Here is a 24,686-nt window from a genome sequence, read left to right as displayed (position 1 = left end):
TGTGTTGAACCGGAGCGAGAGGCTCCGCGCGAAAGGGCGCGCTAGCGCGCACCCGAAAATTTGAGAGCGCGCCAGATGGCACAGGGCATGGAGAATGGCAAGGGGAAGGGCGGCTTTTAGACCGACCGCGCCGCCCCGCCGTCGCAACGGACAAGGCTGCCCGTGACGTAGCTCGCCGGCGCACTGCACAGGAAGGCGGCCGTCGCCGCAAATTCCTCGACGGTGCCGTAGCGCCGGGCCGGAATGGCCCTTTCCGAGGCCGCACGGACCTCGTCCACGCTCTCGCCGCTGCGCTCGGCTGCGGCAGCGTCGAGGCTTTTCAGCCGGTCGGTCATGATGCTGCCGGGCAGCAGCATGTTGCTGTTGACGCCATATTGCGCGACTTCGGTTGCCAGCGTCTTCGACCAGCCGGCCAGTGCCGGGCGCAGCGTGTTGGACAGCGCGAGGCCGGGGATCGGCTCGATGACGCCGGAAGAGGCAACGGTCAGGATGCGACCCCAACCCTGTGCCTTCATGCCGGGCAGCAGCCGGTTGGTCAGCGTGATGATCCTGAGCACCATGGAGTGAAAATAGGTGGCGAGCTTCTCCTCGCTCATGTCCTCGGTCGAGCCCGGCGTCGGCCCGCCGGAATTGTTGACGAGGATATCGATGCCACCAAGCTTTTCCTGGACCGCCTTGACGAGGGTCTCGACGAAGCCGTCATCGCCGAGGTCCGCCTGTACCCAGTCGGCGCGGCCCAACCCTTCCGCATTGATGGCATCACAATTGGCTTGCAGCGTCTCGGCACTGCGGCCGCAGAGCAGCACCTGCGCACCCTCACGGGCAAGGGCAACCGCGATACCTTTGCCGAGGCCGCGGGAAGAGGCGAGAATGAGGGCGCGTTTGCCGGCAATGCCGAGATCCATAGTGATGTCGTCCTTATGTTGCGCTCAGTCGGCGCAGTAGGGCACCTTGCCCGGATTGAACAGGTTTTTTGGGTCGAGCGCCGCCTTGATGGCCCGCGCCACGGCACGGCGCGCAGGATTGCCATAGGTAAGATAGGCACGACGCTTTTCCGTGCCCACCCCGTGCTCGGCAGAAAAGCTGCCGCCGAGTTCCGCAACGCCGGAATAGACGGCGTCTTCGATCGGTTCCTTGAATGCGGCACCCGCGACACCATCGCCAATGACGGAAATATGCAGATTGCCGTCGGCGATATGGCCGTAGACATAAGCGTCGAAGCTCACGTCTATCGCCTTCAGCCGTGACCTGAGACCCGTCACATAGGCGTCGAGCGCGCCGGGCGGCACGGAGACGTCGAAGGAGGGGGCAGCCGGAAAATGCCGGTACATGAAGTCGCTGTCCTCGCGCAACGCCCAGAAGCGGCGGGCCTGTTCAAGCGAAGCGGCGACGATGCCGCTCGACAATCCCTGTTCCTCCCAGAGCGCCGCGAGGCCTTCTTCCAGGGCTGCGCGCGCCTCCGCCTCGCTGTCGGCGGAAACCTCCATCAGCAGGACTGCGGGCGTATCGCCCTCCAGCCAGTCGACATCAAACCCCTTTTCCGCCGCGCTGTCACGCAGATAGCGCTGCCACATCAGCTCCGCGCCTTCGAGCTGCAAGGCCGGCTGCGCCCGGAAATGGGCGATGAGGGCAAGCGCCGAGGTGGCATCCCGGACGCCGACGAGCGCTGTGGCGCGCATCGGGTTGAAACTTTCGAGCTTCAGCACGGCGCGGGTAACGAAGCCGTAGGCGCCTTCCGAGCCGATGAGCAACTGCTTGATATCCGGCCCGGCGCTTACTTTCAGCACGCGCGTGAGATCGCTGAACAGCGTGCCGTTCGGCATCACCGCCTCGATGCCAAGAACCTGGTGGCGCATCACGCCATTGCGGAAGGCGAGGATGCCGCCGGCATTGGTGGCGATCATGCCGCCGATCGTCGCACTTCCGCGTGCCGCAAGGTCGATGCCGGGGACAAGGCCAACCTCAGCCGTCGCCTCCTGAAGCGCTTGCAACGTGACGCCCGCGCCAACGGTCACCGTACGGGCGAGGGGATCGATCGCCTCGATGCGGTTCAGTCGGGCGGTGGAGAGGATGAGGTCGCCCGGCCGGCTGATGCCGCCACCGACGAGGCCGGTGCGGCCGCCTTGCGGCACGATGGGCACATTGTGTTCGAGGCACCAGCGCACAACGGCCGCCGCCGCTTCCGGCGTTGCCGGCTCAGCCATGACGCCGGCGCCAAAATTGTCGCGGTGCTCGCCGGGATGCCGGTTACCCAATCGCTCGCTTCCGATAAGGTGAAGATCCTCGCCGAAATGGTTCAAATCACGCTGGAGCGATCGGATAATCTCGGACATGGCTGGTGATCCTCTGGCGGCTGGATAGCTCAAATGCCTATTCCTGCATGCGGGCGGAATCAAGCGAGCAGATCGTTGCGTCTCCGACAAACGGTTGACGTTTACGTTAAAGTCAATAAACTTTCGGCGCTGTCATGAAGTCATGCGCAAAAGCGGGGAAACTCTGTCGCAGAACGGCTCGACAAGGCCGGCCGCATTTGTCATGACAGGCCAACATGAGGGATTTTCCGCGGCTTTAGAGGGGTTGCGGGGTGGAGAGGCGAATGAGCGAAGCAATGGAACTCCCCGAGCGCGAAAGCATGGAATTCGACGTCGTGATCGTCGGCGCTGGTCCTGCGGGCCTATCGGCTGCGATCCGGCTGAAGCAGGTCAATCCGGACCTCACCGTCGTCGTGCTGGAAAAGGGCTCGGAAGTCGGCGCGCATATCCTCTCCGGCGCCGTCGTCGATCCGATCGGTATCGACCGCCTGCTGCCCGATTGGCGCGCGGACGATAGCCATCCTTTCAAGACCGAAGTGACGGACGACCATTTCCTGCTGCTCGGCCCGGCCGGCTCCGTGCGCCTGCCGAATTTCGCCATGCCGCCGCTGATGAGTAACCACGGCAACTACATCGTCTCGCTCGGCAATGTCTGTCGGTGGCTGGCGACGAAGGCGGAAGAACTCGGCGTCGAGATCTATCCGGGCTTTGCCGCCACCGAAGTGCTCTACAATGACGAGGGCGCCGTCATCGGCGTCGCGACCGGCGACATGGGCATCGAGCGCAATGGCGAGCCCGGCCCGAATTTCACCCGCGGCATGGAACTTCTCGGCAAATACACGCTGATTGGCGAAGGCGTGCGCGGCTCACTCGCCAAGCAGCTCATTTCCAAGTTCAAGCTCGATGAGGGCCGCGAACCCCAGAAATTCGGCATCGGTCTGAAGGAACTCTGGCAGGTCAAGCCGGAAAACCACAAGCTCGGCCTGGTGCAGCACTCCTTCGGCTGGCCGCTCGGCATGAAGACCGGCGGCGGTTCCTTCCTCTATCACCTGGAAGACAACCTCGTCGCCGTCGGCTTCGTGGTGCACCTCAACTACAAGAACCCCTATCTCTTTCCCTTCGAAGAGTTCCAGCGCTTCAAGACACATCCGGCGATCCGCGGCACGTTCGAGGGCGGCAAGCGCCTCTCCTATGGCGCGCGCGCCATCACCGAGGGCGGCTACCAGTCGGTGCCGAAACTGTCGTTCCCCGGCGGCGCGCTGCTCGGCTGCTCGGCCGGCTTCGTCAACGTGCCGCGCATCAAGGGCAGCCATAATGCGGTGCTTTCGGGCATCCTCGCCGCCGAAAAGCTGGCGGATGCCATCGCCCATGGCCGCGCAAATGACGAGCCGATCGAGATCGAGCAGGGCTGGCGCGACAGCGCCATCGGCTCGGACCTGCGCAAGGTCCGCAACGTCAAGCCGCTGTGGTCGAAGCTCGGCACGGCGCTCGGTGTCGCGCTCGGCGGCCTCGACATGTGGACGAACACGTTGTTCGGCGGCTCGATCTTCGGCACGCTGAAGCACGGCAAGACGGACGCACAAAGCCTCGAGCCGGCGGCCAAGCACAACAAGATCGACTATCCGAAACCGGACGGCGTCCTCACCTTCGACCGTCTCTCCTCGGTGTTCCTGTCGAACACCAACCACGAGGAAGACCAGCCGATCCACCTTCAGGTGAAGAACCCGGAGCTGCAAAAAACGTCGGAACTCGACGTCTATGCCGGCCCGTCCACCCGCTACTGTCCCGCCGGCGTCTATGAATGGGTGGAGAAGGACGGCAAGGACGTCTTCGTGATCAACGCGCAGAACTGCGTGCACTGCAAGACCTGCGACATCAAGGACCCCAACCAGAACATCAACTGGGTACCGCCACAGGGCGGCGAAGGGCCGGTCTATCCGAATATGTGAGGGACACTCACTGCAATGAATTGGCCGCCCTGGAGGCGGCCTTTTTATTGCCATGCACCTTAATATGTCCTGCAACCAAAGCGCGCCGCTTAACCATCGGTTAACCATAACCACATAATTTTCAGCCCTGAGGATCATATATTCAAAGGGCTTTAACCATGTCGATTTCCCGCCGCGGATTCCTGCTTGGCGCATCTGCCGTATTGCTCGCAGGCTGCGCGACGAACGGCACCAGCGACCATGCCAATTACAGCGATCGCATGGAGGAAAAATTCCCGCTGAAGGCGATGCCGCTCGACAAGATCAAGCCCGAGCTTCGCCGCCAGGAAGTCGCCTATGTCACCCCCCATGCGGCAGGAACGGTCGTCGTCGATACGCCGGAACGCCGGCTCTACTACGTGCTCGGCAATGGCAGGGCGATGCGCTACGGCATCGGTGTCGGCCGGCAGGGCTATTCGCTGGCGGGCAGCGCTTATATCGGCCGCAAGGCGGAGTGGCCGACCTGGACGCCGACGCCCAACATGATCCGCCGCGACCCGAAGAAGAACCTGAAATATGCCGGCGGCGTGCCGGGCGGCCTCAATAACCCGCTCGGCGCGCGCGCCATCTACCTCTACCAGGGTGGCAACGACACCATGTTCCGCATCCATGGTACCAACCAGCCGTGGTCGATCGGCCAGGCCATGTCGAGTGGTTGCGTGCGCATGCTCAACCACGACGTGATCGACCTTTACGAGCGCGTCAAAACCGGCGGCCGCGTCCACGTTATCCAGGGTCGCCGCGAAGCCTGATTTCGCATGCGTCTGCTCCAATGTCGCAGAAAGGCAAGGCCGGCGCATGCCGGCTTTTTTGTTTTTGCGGTTTGAAAAAGCTGAATTGTATCATACCATTGCCTGCGCGGTCCCGAGCTTGGACAATGTCGGGCGGGTCTCGAAGAATTGACCTCTCCATGACGCATTGGGGCCAATGGCAGACGCATTCGTACCGGCATTCGACTTTGTAGCTGCAACAGTCGAGATGCGGTATCGCGGAACAAGCATGGCCCTCGAACGGCCCTGTCCGAGAACGATCCGCGTGAGGATCACGGGCCCGGCGGCGGTGCAGCGGGCCCTTGTCGGCATAATGACACCGCCGAAATGAGGGAACGGATATGAAACATCTTCTTGCTTCCACCTGCCTCGTCGCTGGCCTCTTCGCCATGACCGGTGCCGCGCGCGCCGAATGCGGTGACGTAACCATTGCCAGCATGAACTGGCAGAGTGCCGAGGTGCTCGCAGCCCTCGACAAGTTCATCCTGACCGAAGGTTACGGCTGCAACGCCGAAGTCATTGTCGGCGACACGGTGCCGACCATCACCTCGATGATTGAAAAGGGCGAGCCGGACCTGGCGCCTGAAGGCTGGGTCGATCTGCTGCCGGACGTCGTCAACCGCGGCATCGAGGAAGGCAAGCTGGTCGGCGCGGCGGTCGCGCTTTCTGACGGCGCCGTTCAGGGCTGGTGGGTCCCGAAATACATCGTCGATGCAAACCCGGATATCAAGACGATCGAGGATGCGCTGAAGCATCCGGAACTGTTCCCGGATCCGGAAGACAAGGCAAAGGGTTCCGTGCACAACGGCCCGCAGGGCTGGGGTGGCACGGTCGTGACCGGCCAGCTCTACAAGGCTTATGGCGGCGAGGCGGCGAACTTTACGCTGCTCGACACCGGTTCTGCTGCCGGCCTCGACGGCTCGATCGCCAAGGCCTACGAGCGCAAGGAAGGCTGGGTCGGCTACTACTGGGCCCCGACCGCGCTGCTGGGCAAATACGAAATGGTGAAGCTCGAGCACGGCGTGCCCTACGACGCCGCCGAGTGGAAGCGCTGCAACACGGTTGCCGATTGCGCGGATCCGAAGAAGAACGACTGGCCGAAGGACAAGGTCCAGACACTGGTGACCAAGCCGTTCTCCGAACGCGCCGGTGCCGACGTCATGGGCTACCTCAACAAGCGCGCCTGGAGCAACGACACGGTCAACAAGCTGATGGCCTGGATGACCGACAACCAGGCAAGCGGCGACGATGGCGCCAAGCATTTCCTGGAAGAGAACGAAGCCCTCTGGAAGGACTGGGTCTCGCCGGAAGCTGCCGAAAAGATCAAGGCCGCTCTCTGATCGCCTGATCAATGAAACCGGGCGGCGCGTCATCGGCGCGCCGCCCTTTGCCTTCGTTTTAGCGCATGCCTTTGGCGCAAATCGCCGCGCACTCTCCCTCGGCATGCTTCAGGGTTGGCTCATGAAACCGGCGCAAGACCGGCCGGAGCCGGAAGGGGATCGATATGGAATGGTTCACGAAATTTCCGACAATGGACGCGGGCTCGCTGCGCGACCTCAAGAAGGTGATCGATGAAGGTTTTCGCGCCTTCACCCGCGCCTATGGCGACAGCATCGAAACCATTTTTGTGCCCTTGCAGCACTTTCTCATCTGGTCCGAGCGTTTCATGACGCGCACGCCATGGCCGATCATCATTCTGCTGATCGCAGCCGTCGCGTGGTTCGCCAGCCGCAACTGGAAGATCGTCGCCGGCGCCGTCGGCACGCTTCTCCTGATCGGCTACTTCGACATGTGGGACGATACGATGAAGACGGTCTCGATGATCTTCGTCTGCACAGTCCTATCCATCGTCATCGGCATACCGATCGGCATCCTCATGTCGCGGTCGGATCGCGTGCAGAGCGTGATCAACCCGATCCTCGACGTCATGCAGACGATGCCGAGTTTCGTCTACCTGATCCCGGTCGTCATGCTGCTCGGCATCGGCAAGGTGCCGGGTCTCATCGCGGTGGTCATCTACGCCATCCCGCCGATGATCCGCCTCACCAATCTCGGCATCCGCCTCGTCGACAAGGACGTGCTGGAGGCTGCCGACGCCTTCGGCTCGTCGAGCTGGCAGAAGCTGAAGAACGTGCAGATGCCGCTGGCGTTGCCCACCATCATGGCCGGCATCAACCAGACGATCATGATGGCGCTCGCCATGGTGGTCATCGCCTCGATGATCGGTGTGCAGGGCCTCGGCCAGCCGGTGTTGAAGGCGATTTCCAACCAGTATTTCACGCTCGGCATCTTCAACGGCCTCGCCATCGTCGGCATCGCGATCATCTTCGACCGCGTCAGCCAGGCCTTTGGCAAACGTCTGCAAAAACACCGCGAGATCATCCACGGCTGATCCAAACGCAGACATGGAAAAGGGCGCCCCGGCGAGAGCCGCGGGCGCCCTTCTTTTTCCGATTAGCGCTTCGGCGAAAGGACGCCCGTGGAGAGCGCGACACCTGCGCCGACGACGATGGCTGCGGTGATTTCGGCAGCGCCAAAACGTTCGCCGAGGAAAATCGCCCCTCCGAGCGTCACTAGAACCGGCGTGATGGCGGTGAAGGCGGCGGCCTGGCTGCTGCCGAGCGCCCGGATCGCGGTGCCGTAGGCGAAGGTGGCGATGAGGCCTGAAAGAATGCCCTGGCTTGTCACCTGGAGCGCCAGGTCGGGAAACGATGCCGCCGCCAGATGCGTGCCATAGAGCGCGGCCAGCACGAGATGGATCAATAAGGACCAGACGGCGATGAGGGCAGCACCTTGCAGTGCGGTGAGGCCCGAGCGGCGGAAGGCATGGGTGAAACCCGCCCAGAGCGTGGCGCCGATGGGCAACAGCATGAAGCCGGTCATCGTCATACCGCTCTTCTGCATACTGGCGGCAAGCAAGATGACGACACCGGCGACGATCGCGGCAAGTCCGAACAGGCGCATCCGATCCGGCCGCTCGCCGAAGAGGGCGATGCCGATCAGTGCGGTGGCGAGCGGCATGGAGCCGCCGAGCAGAATGCCGCCCGGGGCTGCGGGCGTCACATGCAGCGCCGCAGCTGTCACCTGGAAGAACAGGGCACCGGCCCCCGCCACCATGACGACAACGAGTTTCAGCGGCACGTCCTTCGGCAAAAGCCCAGTTTTCAGCCAGACCGGCGCAAGCAGGATGGCCGGCACGCCGTAGCGGATGAGGCCGATATCGATCGTGCCGAGCGGTGTCGCGGCCGTGTGCCGCGTCGCCAGCACCCAGGCAGCCCATATCAGAACGGTGACGACCGCACCGGAATAGCCGGCCGCCAGCGGATTGGATTTTTCGTCGGTAGAAAGCGATAGCATGGCCATGGCGACGTCCTTGTCTCGGCTGAGGCGTAAATCATGGCCAAATTCTAGCGCCGGCAGCCGAGGCATGTCCTTGCGAGTTGTGCCCGTATGGATGTATCTTGCGCATGATCATGCCAAAAATGACGAGATAAGTTTCCGAATATGCCAAATCTTGATAAATTCGATATCGCCATCCTCAAGGTGCTGCAGGAGGATGCGCGGGCGACGAATGTGGAGATCGCCGAGCGGGTGAACCTCTCGCCGTCGCCTTGCCTGCGCCGCATCCGCAACCTGGAAAAATCCGGCGTACTGCGCGGCTACCGTGCCGATATCGACCGCAAGGAGGTCGGGCTCGGTCTCACCGTCTTCGTCGAAATCAAGGTGGGGCGTCACAGCCGGGAAAACGCCATGGCCCAGCAGGAGGCGCTGCTCGCCGTGCCCGAGGTCGTGTCCTGCTTCCTGATTTCCGGCAATGCCGACTTTCTGGCGGAAGTGGTGGTGGAGGATCTCTCGGCCTATGAAAGGCTGCTGACCGAAACGCTGCTCACCATGCCGGGCGTGACCGATATCCGCTCCAACTTCGCAATCCGCAGCATCAAGACCGGCGGCCCCCTGAAACTGCCATCGCTCTAACCACGAAAACCGCCCCGACGGGCAGCGTCGGGGCGGCGGGGACGGCCGGAGAGGCAGGGCCGTCCTTCCATGGACGCCGCCTCCGGAGAGAAGGGCGGCGCCCGGCCTGTCGTCAATGCGCAGGGACGACAGGCGCTTTCGCGGATTTCCAGGCGACGACCATCAGAGCGCCGATGACGGTGATGTGCTCCATCACCACATAGAATTCGATCGTGCGGATCGGCTCCTGCATGGTCCAGAAATTGTGGGCGATCGGGATGGTCAGCGCCGTGAAGACGGCGAGCATGCCGGCACCGAGCCAGGTCCAGCGGTTGGCGATGATGAGAGCCGAGCCGACCAGTTGCGTAACGGCGACGGCGATGTTGAAGGCCATGGCCGGCTCCAGGCCGAAATGCGCCATCTCGGCGACACCGGCATTGAAATCGGCGATTTTCGCGATGCCGGAAAGCCAGAACATCGAGGTCAGGATGGTGCGGGCCAGGAAGCCGAAGACGCGGCTGCCGGTGATGCTGTCGATAAGGGCGGACATTCAGTATCTCCAATAGAATTCATGGGCTTGCGGTCCGTCGTTTCTTGCGTCGTTTCGGCGGGCTGCGATGGCCTATGTCTAGCAGAGTCCGGGCGCGGCCCTGTCACCTTGGGAACAGGGTTGGCGCGTGTCCATAAAAACGAAAACGGCGCCCGATGGGGCGCCGTTGTGATTGTCCTGGAGGCAGTTGATTACTCGGCAGGGCAGACTGGCGTTGCCGCGCGATCCATCTTTTCGAGCGACAGGGAGACGAGGAACACGCCAAAGCCGATGACGGCGGTTGCCGCGCCGACGAAACCCATCGATTCGTAGCCATAACCGCCGCTGATCGCCAAGCCGCCGAAGAGCGCGCCAAGCGCGTTGGCGACGTTGAAGGCGGAATGGTTGAGTGCTGCGGCAAGCGTCTGCGCGTCACCCGCGACATCCATCAGGCGCGTCTGGAGGGCAGGGCCGACGACGAAGCTGCAACCGATCAGGAAGCAGCAGATGCCGAGCAGGATCGGGTTATGCGCCGTCAGCGACAGGCCGATGAGCACGAAGAAGTACAGCACCAGCGACCAGCCGATGGTGCGCATCAGCGACAGGTCGGCAAGCTTGGCGCCAAAGATGTTGCCGACGATCATGCCGCAGCCAAAGATCGCCATGATGACCGGCACCATGCTGACATTGAGGCCGGCGACTTCGGTGACGATCGGCGAAATATAGGTAAACACTGCGAACATGCCGCAGAAGCCGGAGGCTGCGATGCCGAGCGTCAGCCAGACCTGCTTGCGCTTAAACGCGCTCAGTTCCGTCAGCGCATTGATGCCCTTCGGCACCTTGTCGCGCGGCAGGAAGATGGCGATGAGCGCGACGGTCAGCAGCCCCGTGATGCCGACGGCGATGAACATGTACTGCCAGTCGAGCAGCTGCCCGAAGAAGGCGGCAAGCGGCGTGCCGATCAGCGTCGCGAGGGTGAGGCCGAGCATGACCTTGCCGACCGCCTGCGTGCGCTTGTTGACCGGCACCATGGAGGCCGCGACCAGTGCGGCCACGCCGAAATAGGCGCCGTGCGGCAGGCCGGAAAGGAAACGGAGCAGCATGAAGCTTTCGAACGTCGGAGCTACGGCGCTGGCAAGGTTGCCGGCGGCAAAGACGCCCATCAGCACCAAAAGAAGGTCGCGCCTGCGGAACCGGGCGCCGATGACGGCGATGATCGGGGCACCCACCACGACGCCGAGGGCATAGGCGCTGATGACGTAGCCGGCCTCGGCGTTCGTCACGCCGAAGGTACTGGCAACGTCAGGCAACAGGCCCATGATGGCGAATTCGCCGGTGCCGATGCCGAAGCTGCCGACGGCGAGGGCAAGGATGATCAGCGTGACGGTAAGCGAGGAAACGGGCAGCGGCCCCGAGGAGAGGGCAACATTCGGCATGGGATGTTCGGACACGGGGTGGCTCCGCAAGGGTGGCCCATGCGCGGCAAATCCAGCGACAGACCCTGCACGGGCGGCCACTCCTCCTGGCTGCTGATGCGGTATGGTCTGGCCGAAAAGGCCACGGTAGGGAAGAAAACAGTCTGGCCGGCAAGCGCACTCCCGACGCAGGCGACCGTGCGGCAATATATCAGAGACGAGCGTCCTGCCTACTGCGATTTTTGACCTCTTGTGGATTTGATCGGGTGGGCCGGTGCTCACGATTTATTGCGCTGTATTTCGCGATCGCCTGTTAATCGCCGTTTTCGCGACTATCTAATGGATCGACAATCACCGTTCAGGCGTTCTCGGCTGAGACGCGGAGTAAACGAATGAGAATTCAGGCGATATTTAACAGGGACGGGGGGACGTTCCGCACCACCGACATGGAGGCGTTTGCCCGGCATGCGGAAGAAGCTTTCGCCGCGGCCGGGCATCACCTTGATTGCGATATCGTCGAGGCGGCCGATATCGAGATGGCGCTGAAGCGCTGTTCGGACCGTACGGATCTCGACGCCATGTTGGTGGGCGGCGGCGATGGCACGGTTTCGGCCGCGGCCGGCCTTGCCTGGCAGAGCAAGATGCCGCTTGGCATCGTCCCGGCCGGCACGATGAACCTTTTTGCCCGCTCGCTGAACATTCCGCTCGATATCTGGCAGGCGATCGACGCGTTGGCGGATGGAGATATCGCCGCCGCCGACATCGGCACGGCCGATGACCGCGCCTTCGTGCACCAGTTCGCCGCCGGCCTGCATGCCCGCATGGTGCGCCTGCGCAATGCCATGACCTATCGTTCGCGCGTCGGCAAGATTGCGGCCAACACCCGTGCCGCCTTCGGCGTGATTCTCGATCCGCCGGAATTCGAGGTCGAGTTCACTGTCGATGGCGTCGAGGAACACCGCAATGTCTCCGCCATCAACGTCTCCAACAACCGCTTCGGCGAGAATGGACTGCTTTATGCCGACGATCTCACCGGCGGCCATCTCGGCTTCTACACGACAAAGCCGCTGAAGCCGGCGGGTGTCGCCAAACTCGCTTTCGATATCCTGCGCGGCAAGCTGCGGGAAAACACCGATGTTATTGAAATGACGGGCACGGCGGTCGACCTGCATTTCCCGAAGGTCGACCGGGCGATCAACTGCGTGATCGACGGTGAACTCTTGCCGATGGACCGCGACGTCTCGATCCGCCTGCATCCGGGTGAGTTGAAGGTGATGGTGCCGAAGGTCCAGGCAAAGATCATGGCGACGACCGAGCCGGCCGCCGCCTGAGCCGCGTTAGATGCGCGGCAGATAGGTCTGGTAGTCGAAATCCGAGACCGTGCGCAGGAACATGATCGCTTCCTTGCGCTTCGTATCGCCGTAGAGCTTCTGGTATTCCGCGCCGAAGGCATCGGCGATGAAGGGTGACACGGAAAATTCCTCGACAGCCGTCAGGAAGTCATGCGTCAGCCGCTTGGCATCGGGTGCATCCTTGCCGGGTTCCGTCACCGGGCCTGGATCGAGTTCGTTGTCGAGGCCAAGCAGGATGCCGCCGAGGATTGCCGTCAGCAGCAGGTAGGGGTTCACGTCGGCACCCGCCACGCGGTGCTCGACGCGTGCTGCCGGACCGTCCTTGTCCGGAATGCGGATCGCGGTGCCGCGATGGCCAAAACCCCAGGTGAGATCGACCGGCGCAAACGAGCCCGGCTGGAAGCGGCGATAGGAATTGGCAAAGGGCGCGAACACGAGCTGCGCGTCGCGCATCGTGGCGAGCATGCCGGCGCAGATCGACTTCAGCTTCTTCGGTTCGCCGCCCTTGGCGTCGAGGATGTTCTTGCCGTCCTTGTCGATGACGCTGCAATGGACATGCAGGCCCGAACCCGCGTGCTCCGCATAGGGCTTTGCCATGCAGGTGGATTTGAGCCCGAACCGCGGTGCGGCCAGCTCGGCGATGCGCTTCAGGTAGATGCAGTCATCGGCGGCGGCGAGTGCGTCCGGCCGATGCAGCAGGTTGATCTCGAACTGGCCCGGCCCGAATTCCGCCGTCGTCGCATCAGCGGGCAGATCCATGGCCTTCGCCCAGGCGCGCACCGTCTGGAGATAGTCGTCGAGCGCGTCGGTCGCGCGCATGTCGTAGAGCTGAAAACCGTTCGGCTCGCCGCGGTACATCAGGGCTGCCGGCGGGCGCGGCTTGCCGGTCTCGCGCCAGTCGTCCTCCACCAGATAGAATTCGAGTTCGGTCGCGACGACCGGTGTCAAACCACGGTCTTCAAACCGCTTCACCATGCGGGCGAGGATGGCGCGCGGATCCATGAAGGACGCGGTGCCGTCGAACTCGTGCATGGTGGCGAGCACCTGCTGGGAACCCTCCGGCGCCCACGGCATCACGGTCAGCGAACGGCGGTCGGGGATGCAAACGCCGTCCGGGTCGCCGACGGAAAGGGAGAGGCCGGTAATGTCGTCATTGTCGTCGCCCCAGATGTCGAGCGACTGGGTGGAGGAGGGCAGGCGCACCGAGCCGTCCCAGATTTTCTTCTCGCCTTCGAGCGGAACCTGCTTGCCGCGCAGGTCGCCGTTCATGCCGACAAGAAGGATTTCGATACGGGCCGGGGCATTGGCGGGCGGCGAACCGGCTGCCTTGGTGTGATTTGTCATGGTGCCTGCTTCAGTTTGGCGGGAAGCCTGTACAAGAAATTTTGCTTTCGCTCGATCACTTGCCAAATGCTTGTTGTATGGGCATTTTCGTAACTCATTCTGTCCCGCCGTTCAATAAGGCGGAACCTACCCCTAAGGATGTATTCAAAATGTCGAACAGCAATGTAGCAGCCATATCCAACCTCGGTGCCCTCGATGCTGCCCATCACCTTCATCCTTTTTCGGACATGAAGAAGTTGAACGCGACCGGCACGCGCATCATCGAGCGCGGCGAAGGGTGCTACATCTTCGACAACCACGGCAAGCGCTATCTCGACGGTTTTGCCGGTCTCTGGTGCGTCAATGTCGGCTATGGCCGCAAGGAAATCACCGATGCGGTGATGCGCCAGATGAACGAGTTGCCCTACTACAACACCTTCTTCGGCACGACGACGCCGCCGGCCGTGCTGCTCGCCCAGAAAATCACCTCGCATGCCGGCCCGAACATCAACCGCGTGTTCTTCACCGGTTCCGGCTCGGAGGCCAACGACACCTGGTTCCGCATGGCCCGCGTCTATTGGGGCGCCATGGGCAAGCCGACCAAGAAGGCGATCATCGCCCGCAAGAACGGCTATCACGGCTCCACCGTCGCCGGCGCCTCGCTCGGCGGCATGAAGTGGATGCATGAGCAGGGGGATCTCCCGATCGCCGGCATCCACCACATCGACCAGCCCTTCTGGTACGCCGAGGGCGGCGATCTGACGTCCGATGAGTTCGGCCTGAAGATGGCCCGCCAGCTGGAAGAGAAGATCGATGAACTCGGCGAGGACAATGTCGCCGCCTTCGTCGCCGAGCCGATCCAGGGCGCGGGTGGCGTCATCGTGCCACCGGCGACCTACTGGCCGGAAATCGCCCGCATCTGCAAGGCGCGCAACATCCTGCTCGTCGCCGACGAAGTGATCTGCGGCTTCGGTCGCACCGGCCACTGGTTCGGCCACCAGCATTTTGGCGTCGAGCCGGATCTGGCGCCGATCGCCAAGGGCCTGTCCTCCGGCTACCTGCCGATCGGCGGCGTCATGGTTTCCGATCGCGTCGGCAATGTGCTCGTGGAAGAAGTCGGTGATTTCAACCACGGCTTCACCTATTCCGGCCACCCGGTCTGCGCTGCCGCGGCCCTCGAAAACCTGCGTATCATCGAGGACGAAAAGCTTGTCGAGCGCGTGCACGACGATATCGGCCCCTATCTCGCCGCCGGCCTCAAGTCGCTGGAAGACCTGCCGATCGTCGGTCAGGTCCAGCAGGTCGGCCTGATGGCCGCCGTCCAGCTTGCCGAGGACAAGGCAACGCGCAAGCGCTTCGAGGACAAGGAAAAGGTCGGCGTCACCGTGCGCAACCATTGCCTGGAAAGCGGCCTGGTGCTGCGCGCCACCGGCGACCGCATGCTCTTCTCCCCGCCGCTCGTCATCAGCCATTCGGAGGTCGACCAGATGATCGACATCACGCGCAAGGGCCTTGAGCATGCCTGGAAGGTGATGACGGCCTGATTGGAAACAAAAAAGGGGCGGTTTACCGCCCCTTTTCTTTGGCTTCTATCGCCGTTTACTGGAACGCCGTTTCGAAGAAGCTCCTGAGCTTGCGCGAATGCAGCTTCTCTGGCGGCATGCCCGCCAGCTTCTCCAGCGCCCGAATACCGATGCGCAGATGCTGGTTCACCTGCGTGCGGTAGAAGGCCGTCGCCATGCCCGGTAGCTTCAGCTCGCCGTGCAGCGGCTTGTCTGAGACGCAGAGCAGGGTGCCGTAGGGCACGCGGAAGCGAAAGCCGTTGGCGGCGATGGTGGCGGATTCCATGTCGAGCGCGATGGCGCGGGACTGGGAGAGACGCTTGACCGGGCCGCGCTGGTCGCGCAGTTCCCAGTTGCGGTTGTCGATGGTGGCGACGGTGCCGGTGCGCATGATGCGCTTCAGGTCGTAGCCTTCGAGGCCCGTCACCTCTTCCACGGCGCTTTCCAGCGCCACCTGCACTTCGGCAAGTGCGGGGATCGGCACCCAGACCGGCAGGTCGTCATCGAGCACGTGGTCCTCGCGCACATAGGCGTGCGCCAGCACATAGTCGCCGAGCGTCTGGCTGTTGCGCAGGCCGGCGCAATGACCAAGCATCAGCCAGGCATGCGGGCGCAGCACGGCGATATGGTCGGTGATCGTCTTGGCGTTGGAGGGGCCGACGCCGATATTGACGAGCGTAATGCCGCCATGGCCCTTCTTCTTGATGTGATAGGCCGGCATTTGCGGCAGGCGTGCGAGCGTCAGGTCGGTCTCCGGCTTGTCGGCGCCGGCGGGCGTGGCGATGTTGCCGGGCTCGACGAAGGCGGTGTAGCCGTTGCCGCCCTCGGCCATCTGCTGGCGTGCCCAGGCGCAGAATTCGTCGACATAGAACTGGTAGTTCGTGAAGAGCACGAAATTCTGGAAGTGGTTGGCGCTCGTCGCCGTGTAGTGGCTGAGGCGGGCGAGCGAATAATCGATGCGCTGTGCGGTGAAGGGCCCGAGCGGTGAGGGTTCGCCGGGGCCTGGCTCGTAGGCGCCATTGGCGATTTCGTCGTCGGTGGTCGTGAGGTCGGGCGCATCGAAAAGATCGCGCAGCGGCAGTTCGATACCCTCGGCGATCTCCGCCTCGACATAGGCGCCCTCGCCAAAGGCGAAGTGCAGCGGGATCGGTGTCGTCGATTCCGACACGATGACGCGAATGCCGTGATTGCGCATCAAGAGGCCGAGTTGTTCCTTGAGGTAATGCCGGAAGAGTTTTGGCCGGGTGATGGTCGTCGTGTAAACGCCGGGCGAGGCGACATAACCGTAGGACAGGCGGGAATCGACATGGCCGAAGCTGGTCGTCTCGATTGAGACCTGCGGATAGCAGGCGCGGAACCGCTTGTCGGGTGAACCGGACTTGCCGAGCGCCACGAAAGCGTCGGTCAGGAAGGTCGTATTGCGCTCGTAAAGCTCTTGCAGGGCATCGACCGCGGCCACTGGATCATCGAAGGATTGCGGCTCGTACGGGGCCGGCGTGGCGAAGGAAAGCGGCTTGTGAGAGAAGATTCGTTTGCTCATGGTTGATTATAGTGTGTTGTTTTTTACAAGCAAACGACAACTTGGGCGCGCCAGCGAAGCTTATCGAGGGGCCGCGAGAATGATGCCGGCGCCGACAAGCGCGAAGCTCGCGCCGACCATATCGAACCGGTCCGGCCGCATGCCTTCGGCCAGCCACAGCCAGAGCAGGGACGCCGCAATATAGACGCCGCCATAGGCGGCGTAGGCACGGCCGGCAAAGGCGCTGTCCACCTGTGTCAGCATCCAGCCGAACAAGGCGAGCGAGGCCATGCCGGGGAGAAGCCAGAGGATGGATTTGTCGAGCCGCCACCACGCCCAGAAGGCAAAACACCCGGCGATTTCGGCGAGCGCCGCGACGGAAAAGACGAGAAGGGATTTCATCCGGCGCTCCGGGTTTGCGGCGAAAAGCCAGCCCGGTCTAGCACGGATTTTTGTGAAGAAAAGCCTGGGTTAGCTCATCGACTGGCGCTGGAGGGTGATGAAGAGCACGAGGCCTGCCCCCTGCTTTTCGATGCCGAGACCACCTGCATTGCTCCAGGCGAGTGCGCCGACCGGCGCGATCATCATTGCCGAAAGGGCGAGGATGCGCAGCGCGACGACGGAGGTGTGGAACAGGGCAATGGTCATTTCGGTTTTCCCGGTGTCGTCAGTTATCAGAGCGAGGCGCGGCACATGTCCGGGGTCGAGCAGGCGACCAGCTTGCCGGTGGTGTTGTGCGTGCTGCGGCGGTAGTCGGTCTCGACGGCTGCAGCGAGCATGATCGCGAAGATAGCCATCAGCAGGGTGATGATGGTGAGGCGGCGTGCGAGGATGTCCATGGTGTTGTCCCTCATTCAAATCGTTCAATATGACCCTTGTCGCATTGCGGGACTGAACGCTCCCTGAGAGGGCAGTTCATCTCCTGTTCAGGAATGGTGTGATTCGTTTTTTGGTCTGGGCTTGAAACGAAAAAGCCGGCGCAAGGCGCCGGCTTGGGGTCTGACAAAGCGTTGTGATCTTCGGGCGCGTTTGCGCTCAGAGCCGCGACCAGGTCTGCGACTTGCAGAGCACCGCGAGCACGCAGCCCTTCATCTTCAATGATTTTCCGTTGACCGCGCCCGAACCGCTATAGGTCTTGTCGGTCTCCGGATCGGTGATCGAGCCCGAATAGTCGGAACCCGAGCCGTCCAGCTTGCCGATGCTTTTGCCGGCATGTTTGCCCGTCTTCAGCGTGATGCAGAAGCTGCCGCCGCATTTCGCGATCACGGCGGTTGCGCCGCTGGCGGTCTTCCAGTTGCCTTCGATCGGCTCGGCGGCAAGGGCAACGCCCGGCACGACGAAAAGAGCGGCGGCAATCCATGTCCTCAGTTTCATTCTCTTCCTCCTCCAGAATGAGAAGCGCAGAATATCTTACGCGAACGTAAAGGTAAATATCCTGCAAATCCGATTTTCTCAGGCCGTTTCGGGTGTCCGGGAAGGCGCAAAACCGGCATCCGGAAAAACCGGACCGTTTTGCGTGGTTACCGAAGGGTTGAAATCGCCGGTTGAACAATTCGTAAATTTTGAAGCAAATCCGCTCGTTTCCAGCGGGTCCGATGTTTAACGAAAACCCAATTTTACCAAGCGTTTGGATTTTGTTTGCCTCCAGTTAATCATGCATTTTAAGCGCATTTTGAAAGGCCCGCGGCATAGTGGAGCCATAAGACGAGCACGGAAAAACCGGCCGGAAAAACTCTCACGGAAGACCATGCCACAGAAGATGGCAGGCGCCGGGAGAGGCCCGAAAGGGCAGGTAAAACAGGGCACTAAAGCAGTAAACCAGTCAGACAGGGACAAAACGCAATGGCACGCTTTGATTTTCAGAATACCGAAACAGCCGCCATGACGGGCGGCGAGAACCGCGCCGAAACCTTCTGCGACATGGGCCTCATGTATGCGACGGGCAGAGGCTGCGACATCGACGTGGTGCAGGCCCACAAGTGGCTCAATATCGCCGCCATCAAGGGTTGTGATCGCGCCGCTGAACTGCGCGCCGACCTTGCGGCGACGATGACCAAGACCGACCTCGCTCTGGCGCTGCGCGCCGCCCGCGAGTGGATGACGATCCACTGAGAAATGCCGGCTGGCGCCGGCGATCAGAAAAGCATCACGGACATCAGGGCGATAAACGGCGCAAGAACCGGATCCGCCCCGCTGACCTCAAGATGCTCGATCGCTCAAGCCAGCTGCTTCAAGACCCGCGGCAAAGCTTCCTCGAGCAACGCCATATCGTTATCCGGCCCGACGCTGATGCGGATGCATCGGTTGAGGGGGGCGATACCCGGCATGCGGATGAAGACGCCATGTTCCATCAACCCGTCGACAATGGCCTTGGCGTGGGTGCCGTCCCGGCCGCAATCGATGGTGACGAAATTGGTGGCGGAGGCGAGTGGAGACAAGCCGTTGGCATGCGCGAGCCGGGAGATGCGCTCCCGGGATGCGGCAATGCGGGCGATGACGTCCGAAAGATAGGCCTGGTCCTTCAGCGCGGCGAGTGCCGCCTGAACCGAAACCCTGGCCATGCCGAAATGATTTCGGATCTTGTCGAAGGCCTGCGCATTGCCGAGCGTGCCGATCGCATAGCCGATCCGCGCGCCGGCAAGGCCGTAGGCCTTCGAGAAGGTGCGCATGCGCAAAATGTTCGGCTGGCCGATCAGCGCATCGATCGACGGGATCGTGCCTGCCGGTGCCGTCTCCCCATAAGCTTCGTCGAGAATGAGCAGCGTCGTTTCCGGTAGCGCCCGCGCGAAGGACACGACGCTGTCGGCGTCCCACCAGCTTCCCATCGGATTATCCGGGTTGGCAAAATAGACGAGTGGCGCATTTTCCTGGCGCACGGCCTCCAGCAGGCCTTCCAGATGTTCCCTGTCGCCGGCATAGGGCACGGTGACGAGCCGTCCGCCAAAACCATTCACATGATAGTTGAAGGTGGGATACCCGCCGAGCGAGGTGACGACCGGCGTGCCGGGCTCGATGATCAAGCGCGCGATCTCGCCCAGCAGCCCGTCGATGCCGCCGCCGATCGCGATGTTGTCGCGTGAAACGCCGTGATGCAGGGCGAGGGCTTCGCGCAGTTCGAAATTCTCCGGATCGCTATACATCCAGGTCGTCGCGGCAGCCGCGTGCATCGCCTCCAGCACGGAGGGGGCGGGGCCGAAACCGCTCTCGTTCGCGCCGATGCGGGCCTTTGCGGCAAGGCCGCGGTTGCGCTCTATGGCTTCCGGCCCGACGAAGGGAACGGTGGTGGGCAGGGTCTGGGCGAGGGCGGTGAAGCGGGAGAATGCGGACATGAAAACGCCTGAAGATCGATGGATCGGTCTGGAAGCCGCCGGCCGAACGCCGAAAGGCGCCCGCCGGAATCAGTCTTCCGGGGGCACCCTAACCAATAAAGCGCAAAGGAGAAATGCTCAGGTGGTGGCGGAGCTGCGGCCGCTCTTTTCCACACCGACCATGTAGCGCCGCTCTTCCTTCTTCGGCTTGGCGGCGATGCCACCGGTAAAGTACTCGGAGCGCACGATCGTGTGCAGCAGTTCCTCGTCGATTTCCTTGATGAACTGCACGCCGATGCGGTTGTCGTTGCGGTAGACTTCCGCACAGCCGATGCGCGAGGTTACCCCGACGATGGAAAGGTAGTAGTGGAACGGCAGGCCGATCGTCGTGGTGACAGTGAAGCTTGCGCCCCCGACCGAGATGTCGACCAGCTTGCAGCTGCGCATCTTGGGCGCTGCCAGGTCCAGGCCGACGCTCATCAGCATGCCCTGCCGGTTGACGGTGAAGCGCTCCCACTTGCGTTCGTAAAGTCCGCTGCTAGATCGCTTGTCTGCACCAATAGCCATTGCCCATTCTCCCGATGGGGACGTCATGTCCAGTAGAGATGAGGGGGAGTTTTGCAGGTGAGTATTTTGTTTCGTTGAAACAAATACTTAAAAATTTAATTGCCGTGCGTTTCGGTCTCGCGGCCGAGCACATGGTTGAGGAAATCCGTATCGAGGAACATGTTGAAGCGCACCACCAGCTCGTCGCCGTCGCGCTTGAACTCCGTGCAGGGGATCTCGTCGCGGATGCCGTGGATTTCCAGGTAGAAGCTTTCCGGCAGAGTCAGCGTCTTGTTGATGGAGAGCACCGCGCCAGCGCTCGAAATGCTACGGATGAGGCAGGTGTAGCGCATCGCCGTGCTGAGATGATGGCCGATCGGCGTGATGAAGCCGGGCCTGTCGATGCGATACTGGACGAAGCTGCGCTTGGGGTGGCGCAGGTGAAGCTGTTCGTGGATGCCGTCGAGGGGCATGGTGCCCTCCCGCTTCTGGTGTTGGGTTTGAACTGTATCGAAACGGGATGGACAAAACGTGAAAACGGCCGCTCGCATTTGAACGAGCGGCCGCCGAATGTGTGTAAGGACAAGCCTGGCTTACTGGAAAGCCTGAAGGCCGGTCTGCGCGCGGCCGAGGATCAGCGCATGGATGTCATGCGTGCCCTCGTAGGTGTTGACCGCTTCGAGGTTCATGACGTGGCGGATGACGCCGTATTCGTCGGAAACGCCGTTGCCGCCGTGCATGTCGCGCGCCACACGGGCAATGTCGAGCGCCTTGCCGCAGTTGTTGCGCTTCATCAGCGAGATCAGTTCGGCCGGCGCGCGATGTTCGTCGAACAGGCGGCCGAGGCGCAGTGCGCCCTGCAGGCCGAGCGAAATCTCGGTCTCCATGTCGGCGAGCTTCTTCTGGATGAGCTGGGTGGCGGCAAGCGGCTTGCCGAACTGCTTGCGGTCGAGCGTGTACTGGCGGGCGGCGTGCCAGCAGAATTCGGCAGCCCCCATGGCGCCCCAGGCGATGCCGTAGCGGGCGCGGTTGAGGCAGCCGAACGGGCCGGCAAGGCCGGACACTTCCGGCAGCAGGTTTTCATCGGGAACGAAGACGTCCTGCATCATGATCATGCCGGTGACGGAGGCGCGCAGCGAGAACTTGCCCTCGATCTTCGGTGTCTCGAAACCCTTCATGCCGCGTTCAAGCACAAAACCCTTGATCTTGTTGTCATGCGCATCGGATTTCGCCCAGACGACCGCGACATCGGCGATCGGCGAATTGGTGATCCAGTTCTTGGCGCCCGAGATGAGATAGCCGCCATCGACCTTCTTGGCGCGGGTGATCATGGAGGAGGGGTCCGAGCCATGGTCCGGCTCGGTCAGGCCGAAGCAGCCGACCCACTCACCGGAGGCGAGCTTGGGCAGGTACTTCTTGCGGGTCTCTTCGGTGCCGAAAGCGAAGATCGGGTGCATGACGAGCGAGGACTGCACGGACATCGCCGAGCGGTAGCCGGAATCGACGCGCTCGACTTCGCGGGCGACGAGGCCGTAGGAAACGTAATTGGCGCCGACGCCGCCATATTCTTCCGGCACGGTCGGGCCGAGCAGGCCGAGTTCGCCCATCTCGGTCATGATCTCACGGTGGAAGATCTCGTGGCGGTTCGCTTCGGTGACGCGGGTGGCGAGCTTGTCCTGGCAATAGGCACGCGCCGTATCGCGGATCATGCGCTCTTCTTCGGTCAGCTGGTCTTCCAGGAGAAAGGGATCGGCCCAGTCGAAAGGCGCCATCTTGGCGCGCGCCTGTTCCGGGGTGGCGCTGTGGTGCTCGCTCATGGATTCCCTCCTGTCGCGTTTTGTCGTTGCAGAAGTGCTACATCAGCCGCTCCGTCTCCGAAAGGGCTGGAACGAAAAGGGCAGGCCGACGCTTTGGCTATTTATGAATGCCCTCATGAGCCTGGAGAATGAGCTTTTGGCCGATTTCAGCATTTTTGCCTTGATCCTGCCGCTCCGTGTGAGCAAGTAACCTGACAATGAGCAATTCCCCCACAAGGAGGCCAAGCATGCGCGACCGTTTCAAGCGATCGGTCGAACGGCTTCTGCCGACCGATGCCCCCCTGGGCGACCTCTTCTGGCCGTTTTCCCGTGATCCCGAGCGCAAGGCGCCCGCCGTTCGGCGCCGGCCGGCGGGCTCTTCGCCTCTCCACGAAGTCGTCGGGTTCGGCAGCAATCCGGGCGGCCTGCGCATGTTCGAGCATGTCCCCGAAGGCCTGCCTGCCGGTCGCCCGCTGGTGCTGGTGCTGCATGGCTGCCAGCAGGATGCGGAAAGCTACGACCGCGCCGCCGGCTGGGCCTCGCTCGCGCAAGAGCGCGGCTTTGCGGTCGTCTATGCCCAGCAGCGCGAGACCAACAATCCGCGGCTCTGTTTCACCTGGTTTCGTCCAAGCGAGGTGACACGCGACCGCGGCGAGCTGATGTCGATCCGCCAGATGGTGGCGCATACGGCTGAAAGGGTGGCAAGCGATCCGCAACGCATCTTCATCACCGGCCTTTCTGCCGGTGGGGCAATGACGGCCGCCATGCTCGCCAACTATCCGGACCTCTTTGCCGGTGGCGCCATCATCGCCGGCCTGCCGTTCGGCGCCGCGCGCGATGCGAGCCGCGCCTTCGATGCCATGGCGGCGGCGCCGGAGCGGACCGCCGACGAGTGGAGCGATCTCATCCGCACCGTCTCCCCGCGCATTGCCCGCAAACCCGCAATCTCGATCTGGCACGGCACGGCGGACGAGACCGTTTCGCTATCGAACGGCGTTGCCCTCGCCGAGCAATGGCGCGACCTCTATCGGCTGCCAAAAGAGGCCTTCGTGGAAAAGCGCATGAAGGGTCGGCGCACGCGCATCTGGCCGGACAAGGAGGGCAGGGCGCTCGTCATCTTGCACGAGATCGACGGCATGGGCCACGGCACGCCGGTTCTGCGCGGTGAAGGCGGCGGCTATGCCGCCTCCGTGGAGCCATTCATGCTGGAAGCAGGTTTTTCCTCGACGCTGGAAATCGCCAAGGAATGGGGACTGACACGGAAGTGGAAGCGGTAGCGGCCGGCACGCCGATAACCCGCTCGGGCTTGCCGAAAAGTCCGCGCACGCCTATCCGAAAAAGCCGTCGGCCTTTCCTCCGTCATGGTCGGGCCTGACCCGACCATCCACACCTCACCCGCCGCCTGGATCCTCGGCTCAGGGCCGAGGATGACTTCAGTGGGGTGGTTGCATGCGGGCGGCTCGCGGCACCCTGAAGTCCCTGCTCAGGCCAGCAGCCATTCATGCTCCTTGGCGTTGTGGAACTTCCAAACCCGCTTCGGGCCGGCCATGACGTTGAGATAATAGAGATCATAGCCGTGAATGGTGGCGCAGGGGTGATAGCCCTTCGGCACCAGCGTCACGTCGCGGTCCTCCACCGCCATGGCCTCGTCGAGCGAGCGGTCGTCCGTATAGACGCGCTGGAAGGCAAAACCCTGCGGCGGGTTGAGGCGGTGGTAGTAGGTTTCTTCGAGAAAGCTCTCGTTTGGCAGGTCGTCCTGGTCGTGTTTGTGCGACGGGTAGGACGAAGTGTTGCCGCTCGGCGTGATGACCTCCACGACGAGCAGAGAATGGGCCGAATTGTCGTTTTCCGGCATGATATTGTAGACGTGGCGGACGTTCGAACCCTTGCCGCGGCTGAGCTTGGGGTGCGTGCCGGGTGGAATTTCCTTGGCCTGGTAGCCGCCGCCGCCCGGTGCCGAGCAGACGGCGAGTTCCAGATCGGTCTCCGCCGTCACCGACCAGTTGGAATCGGCCGGTATATAAAGCGCATGCGGCGCACCCTCGAACGGGCTCATGCGTTCGCCAAGAACGCCGAAATCCTGGCCTGCCCCCGTTGCCTTGCCCTTGCCGGAAATCCAGACGAGGCAGACCTCGCGGGTTCCCGTTTCCGCGGCGAGAATTTCGCCGGGCTTCATGCGGTGCACGTCGAACCCCACATAGGTCCAGCCGGCGCTTTCCGGCGTGACGTGGCTGACGCGACCGTGCGCGCCGTCCGGCTTTACGAGAAGTTTCGGCATGGGCTTGGTCCTTTCATTCGGCATACGGTTGAGG

26 protein-coding genes are annotated in these 24,686 nt (G+C 62.6%); 10 read left to right on the top strand and 16 right to left on the bottom strand.

What is annotated here, in order from left to right; all coding sequences use genetic code 11:
* Positions 1-116: 116 nt before the first annotated feature.
* Positions 117-905 (bottom strand): SDR family oxidoreductase, encoded by a 789-nt coding sequence (locus ACT6VE_RS20745; RefSeq protein ID WP_444800334.1) that lies wholly within the window; start codon positions 903-905, stop codon positions 117-119.
* 24 nt (positions 906-929) lie between these two features.
* Positions 930-2,333, bottom strand: coding sequence for an FAD-binding oxidoreductase (locus tag ACT6VE_RS20740; RefSeq protein WP_444800333.1), 1,404 nt, complete (start codon positions 2,331-2,333; stop codon positions 930-932).
* A gap of 263 nt (positions 2,334-2,596) precedes the next feature.
* On the opposite strand from ACT6VE_RS20740, the gene ACT6VE_RS20735 reads away from it, so the two are divergent.
* The 4 genes from ACT6VE_RS20735 (at position 2,597) to ACT6VE_RS20720 (ending at position 7,462) form a co-directional block, all read left to right on the top strand.
* The gene (locus tag ACT6VE_RS20735) at positions 2,597-4,261 is read left to right on the top strand and encodes a 4Fe-4S dicluster domain-containing protein (protein WP_444800332.1); all 1,665 of its coding nucleotides are present in this window, start codon (positions 2,597-2,599) and stop codon (positions 4,259-4,261) included.
* Between the two features lie 158 nt (positions 4,262-4,419).
* Entirely contained in the window at positions 4,420-5,052 is a 633-nt protein-coding gene (locus tag ACT6VE_RS20730; protein ID WP_444800331.1) for a L,D-transpeptidase family protein, read from the top strand.
* A gap of 359 nt (positions 5,053-5,411) precedes the next feature.
* Positions 5,412-6,410 carry an ABC transporter substrate-binding protein gene (locus tag ACT6VE_RS20725; RefSeq protein WP_444800330.1) on the top strand — a complete coding sequence of 333 codons (999 nt, stop codon included), beginning with the start codon at positions 5,412-5,414 and terminating at the stop codon, positions 6,408-6,410.
* 164 nt (positions 6,411-6,574) lie between these two features.
* Positions 6,575-7,462: an ABC transporter permease gene (locus ACT6VE_RS20720; RefSeq protein WP_444800329.1), complete on the top strand. Its 888-nt coding sequence runs from the start codon at positions 6,575-6,577 to the stop codon at positions 7,460-7,462.
* Positions 7,463-7,524: 62 nt separating this feature from the next.
* Here the strand turns inward: ACT6VE_RS20720 and ACT6VE_RS20715 are convergent, their stop codons facing one another.
* On the bottom strand, positions 7,525-8,433 hold the full coding sequence (locus tag ACT6VE_RS20715) for a DMT family transporter (protein ID WP_444800328.1): 909 nt from the start codon (positions 8,431-8,433) through the stop codon (positions 7,525-7,527).
* Between the two features lie 141 nt (positions 8,434-8,574).
* Here ACT6VE_RS20715 and ACT6VE_RS20710 point away from each other — a divergent pair, with 141 nt between their 5' ends.
* Positions 8,575-9,045, top strand: a complete 471-nt coding sequence (locus ACT6VE_RS20710; protein WP_444800327.1) for an Lrp/AsnC family transcriptional regulator — start codon at positions 8,575-8,577, stop codon at positions 9,043-9,045.
* Between the two features lie 112 nt (positions 9,046-9,157).
* On the opposite strand, the gene ACT6VE_RS20705 is transcribed toward ACT6VE_RS20710, so the two are convergent.
* Positions 9,158-9,574 carry a DoxX family protein gene (locus ACT6VE_RS20705; protein ID WP_444800326.1) on the bottom strand — a complete coding sequence of 139 codons (417 nt, stop codon included), beginning with the start codon at positions 9,572-9,574 and terminating at the stop codon, positions 9,158-9,160.
* Positions 9,575-9,765: 191 nt separating this feature from the next.
* Entirely contained in the window at positions 9,766-10,989 is a 1,224-nt protein-coding gene (locus tag ACT6VE_RS20700; protein ID WP_444800444.1) for an MFS transporter, read from the bottom strand.
* A 371-nt stretch (positions 10,990-11,360) separates the two neighbouring features.
* On the opposite strand from ACT6VE_RS20700, the gene ACT6VE_RS20695 reads away from it, so the two are divergent.
* Positions 11,361-12,299: a diacylglycerol/lipid kinase family protein gene (locus ACT6VE_RS20695; protein WP_444800325.1), complete on the top strand. Its 939-nt coding sequence runs from the start codon at positions 11,361-11,363 to the stop codon at positions 12,297-12,299.
* Between the two features lie 6 nt (positions 12,300-12,305).
* Here the strand turns inward: ACT6VE_RS20695 and ACT6VE_RS20690 are convergent, their stop codons facing one another.
* The gene (locus tag ACT6VE_RS20690; RefSeq protein WP_444800324.1) at positions 12,306-13,664 is read right to left on the bottom strand and encodes a glutamine synthetase family protein; all 1,359 of its coding nucleotides are present in this window, start codon (positions 13,662-13,664) and stop codon (positions 12,306-12,308) included.
* 149 nt (positions 13,665-13,813) lie between these two features.
* On the opposite strand from ACT6VE_RS20690, the gene ACT6VE_RS20685 reads away from it, so the two are divergent.
* A complete protein-coding gene (locus ACT6VE_RS20685) occupies positions 13,814-15,187 on the top strand; it encodes an aspartate aminotransferase family protein (RefSeq protein WP_444800323.1) in 1,374 nt (457 codons plus the stop codon).
* A 55-nt stretch (positions 15,188-15,242) separates the two neighbouring features.
* On the opposite strand, the gene ACT6VE_RS20680 is transcribed toward ACT6VE_RS20685, so the two are convergent.
* From ACT6VE_RS20680 to ACT6VE_RS20660, 5 genes are all read right to left on the bottom strand, one after another.
* Positions 15,243-16,745: an AMP nucleosidase gene (locus ACT6VE_RS20680; RefSeq protein WP_444800322.1), complete on the bottom strand. Its 1,503-nt coding sequence runs from the start codon at positions 16,743-16,745 to the stop codon at positions 15,243-15,245.
* A 60-nt stretch (positions 16,746-16,805) separates the two neighbouring features.
* A complete protein-coding gene (locus ACT6VE_RS20675; RefSeq protein WP_444800321.1) occupies positions 16,806-17,126 on the bottom strand; it encodes a YnfA family protein in 321 nt (106 codons plus the stop codon).
* Positions 17,127-17,195: 69 nt separating this feature from the next.
* Positions 17,196-17,372, bottom strand: a complete 177-nt coding sequence (locus ACT6VE_RS20670; protein WP_444800320.1) for a hypothetical protein — start codon at positions 17,370-17,372, stop codon at positions 17,196-17,198.
* 26 nt (positions 17,373-17,398) lie between these two features.
* On the bottom strand, positions 17,399-17,563 hold the full coding sequence (locus tag ACT6VE_RS20665; RefSeq protein WP_171902357.1) for a hypothetical protein: 165 nt from the start codon (positions 17,561-17,563) through the stop codon (positions 17,399-17,401).
* 196 nt (positions 17,564-17,759) lie between these two features.
* Positions 17,760-18,098: a DUF2147 domain-containing protein gene (locus ACT6VE_RS20660; protein WP_444800319.1), complete on the bottom strand. Its 339-nt coding sequence runs from the start codon at positions 18,096-18,098 to the stop codon at positions 17,760-17,762.
* A 468-nt stretch (positions 18,099-18,566) separates the two neighbouring features.
* Between ACT6VE_RS20660 and ACT6VE_RS20655 the strand changes: the two genes are divergently transcribed.
* A complete protein-coding gene (locus tag ACT6VE_RS20655; protein WP_444800318.1) occupies positions 18,567-18,836 on the top strand; it encodes an SEL1-like repeat protein in 270 nt (89 codons plus the stop codon).
* Between the two features lie 104 nt (positions 18,837-18,940).
* Here ACT6VE_RS20655 and ACT6VE_RS20650 read toward each other — a convergent pair whose 3' ends face one another.
* The 4 genes from ACT6VE_RS20650 to ACT6VE_RS20635 all read right to left on the bottom strand — a co-directional run bounded on the left by ACT6VE_RS20650 (position 18,941) and on the right by ACT6VE_RS20635 (position 22,395).
* Entirely contained in the window at positions 18,941-20,053 is a 1,113-nt protein-coding gene (locus ACT6VE_RS20650) for a pyridoxal phosphate-dependent aminotransferase (protein WP_444800317.1), read from the bottom strand.
* Between the two features lie 117 nt (positions 20,054-20,170).
* On the bottom strand, positions 20,171-20,599 hold the full coding sequence (locus ACT6VE_RS20645; protein ID WP_444800316.1) for a PilZ domain-containing protein: 429 nt from the start codon (positions 20,597-20,599) through the stop codon (positions 20,171-20,173).
* A gap of 95 nt (positions 20,600-20,694) precedes the next feature.
* Positions 20,695-21,051: a hypothetical protein gene (locus ACT6VE_RS20640; RefSeq protein WP_444800315.1), complete on the bottom strand. Its 357-nt coding sequence runs from the start codon at positions 21,049-21,051 to the stop codon at positions 20,695-20,697.
* Between the two features lie 120 nt (positions 21,052-21,171).
* Complete coding sequence (locus tag ACT6VE_RS20635; protein WP_444800314.1) at positions 21,172-22,395, bottom strand: acyl-CoA dehydrogenase; 1,224 nt, start codon at positions 22,393-22,395, stop codon at positions 21,172-21,174.
* Here ACT6VE_RS20635 and ACT6VE_RS20630 point away from each other — a divergent pair.
* Together ACT6VE_RS20630 and ACT6VE_RS20625 are read left to right on the top strand one after the other, a co-directional pair.
* The gene (locus ACT6VE_RS20630; RefSeq protein WP_444800313.1) at positions 22,394-22,585 is read left to right on the top strand and encodes a hypothetical protein; all 192 of its coding nucleotides are present in this window, start codon (positions 22,394-22,396) and stop codon (positions 22,583-22,585) included. The two genes, ACT6VE_RS20635 and ACT6VE_RS20630, sit on opposite strands and share 2 nt — an antisense overlap.
* A 37-nt stretch (positions 22,586-22,622) precedes the next feature.
* Entirely contained in the window at positions 22,623-23,651 is a 1,029-nt protein-coding gene (locus ACT6VE_RS20625; protein WP_444800312.1) for an extracellular catalytic domain type 1 short-chain-length polyhydroxyalkanoate depolymerase, read from the top strand.
* Between the two features lie 206 nt (positions 23,652-23,857).
* On the opposite strand, the gene iolB is transcribed toward ACT6VE_RS20625, so the two are convergent.
* Entirely contained in the window at positions 23,858-24,652 is a 795-nt protein-coding gene (gene iolB, locus ACT6VE_RS20620) for a 5-deoxy-glucuronate isomerase (protein ID WP_444800311.1), read from the bottom strand.
* Positions 24,653-24,686 lie beyond the last annotated feature (34 nt).

Origin of the sequence: Shinella sp. (genome assembly GCF_052438155.1) — a bacterium.
Lineage (GTDB): Bacteria > Pseudomonadota > Alphaproteobacteria > Rhizobiales > Rhizobiaceae > Shinella.
Note: the sequence above shows the minus strand (reverse complement) of the source record. Positions and strands in the feature narration are given on the sequence as shown.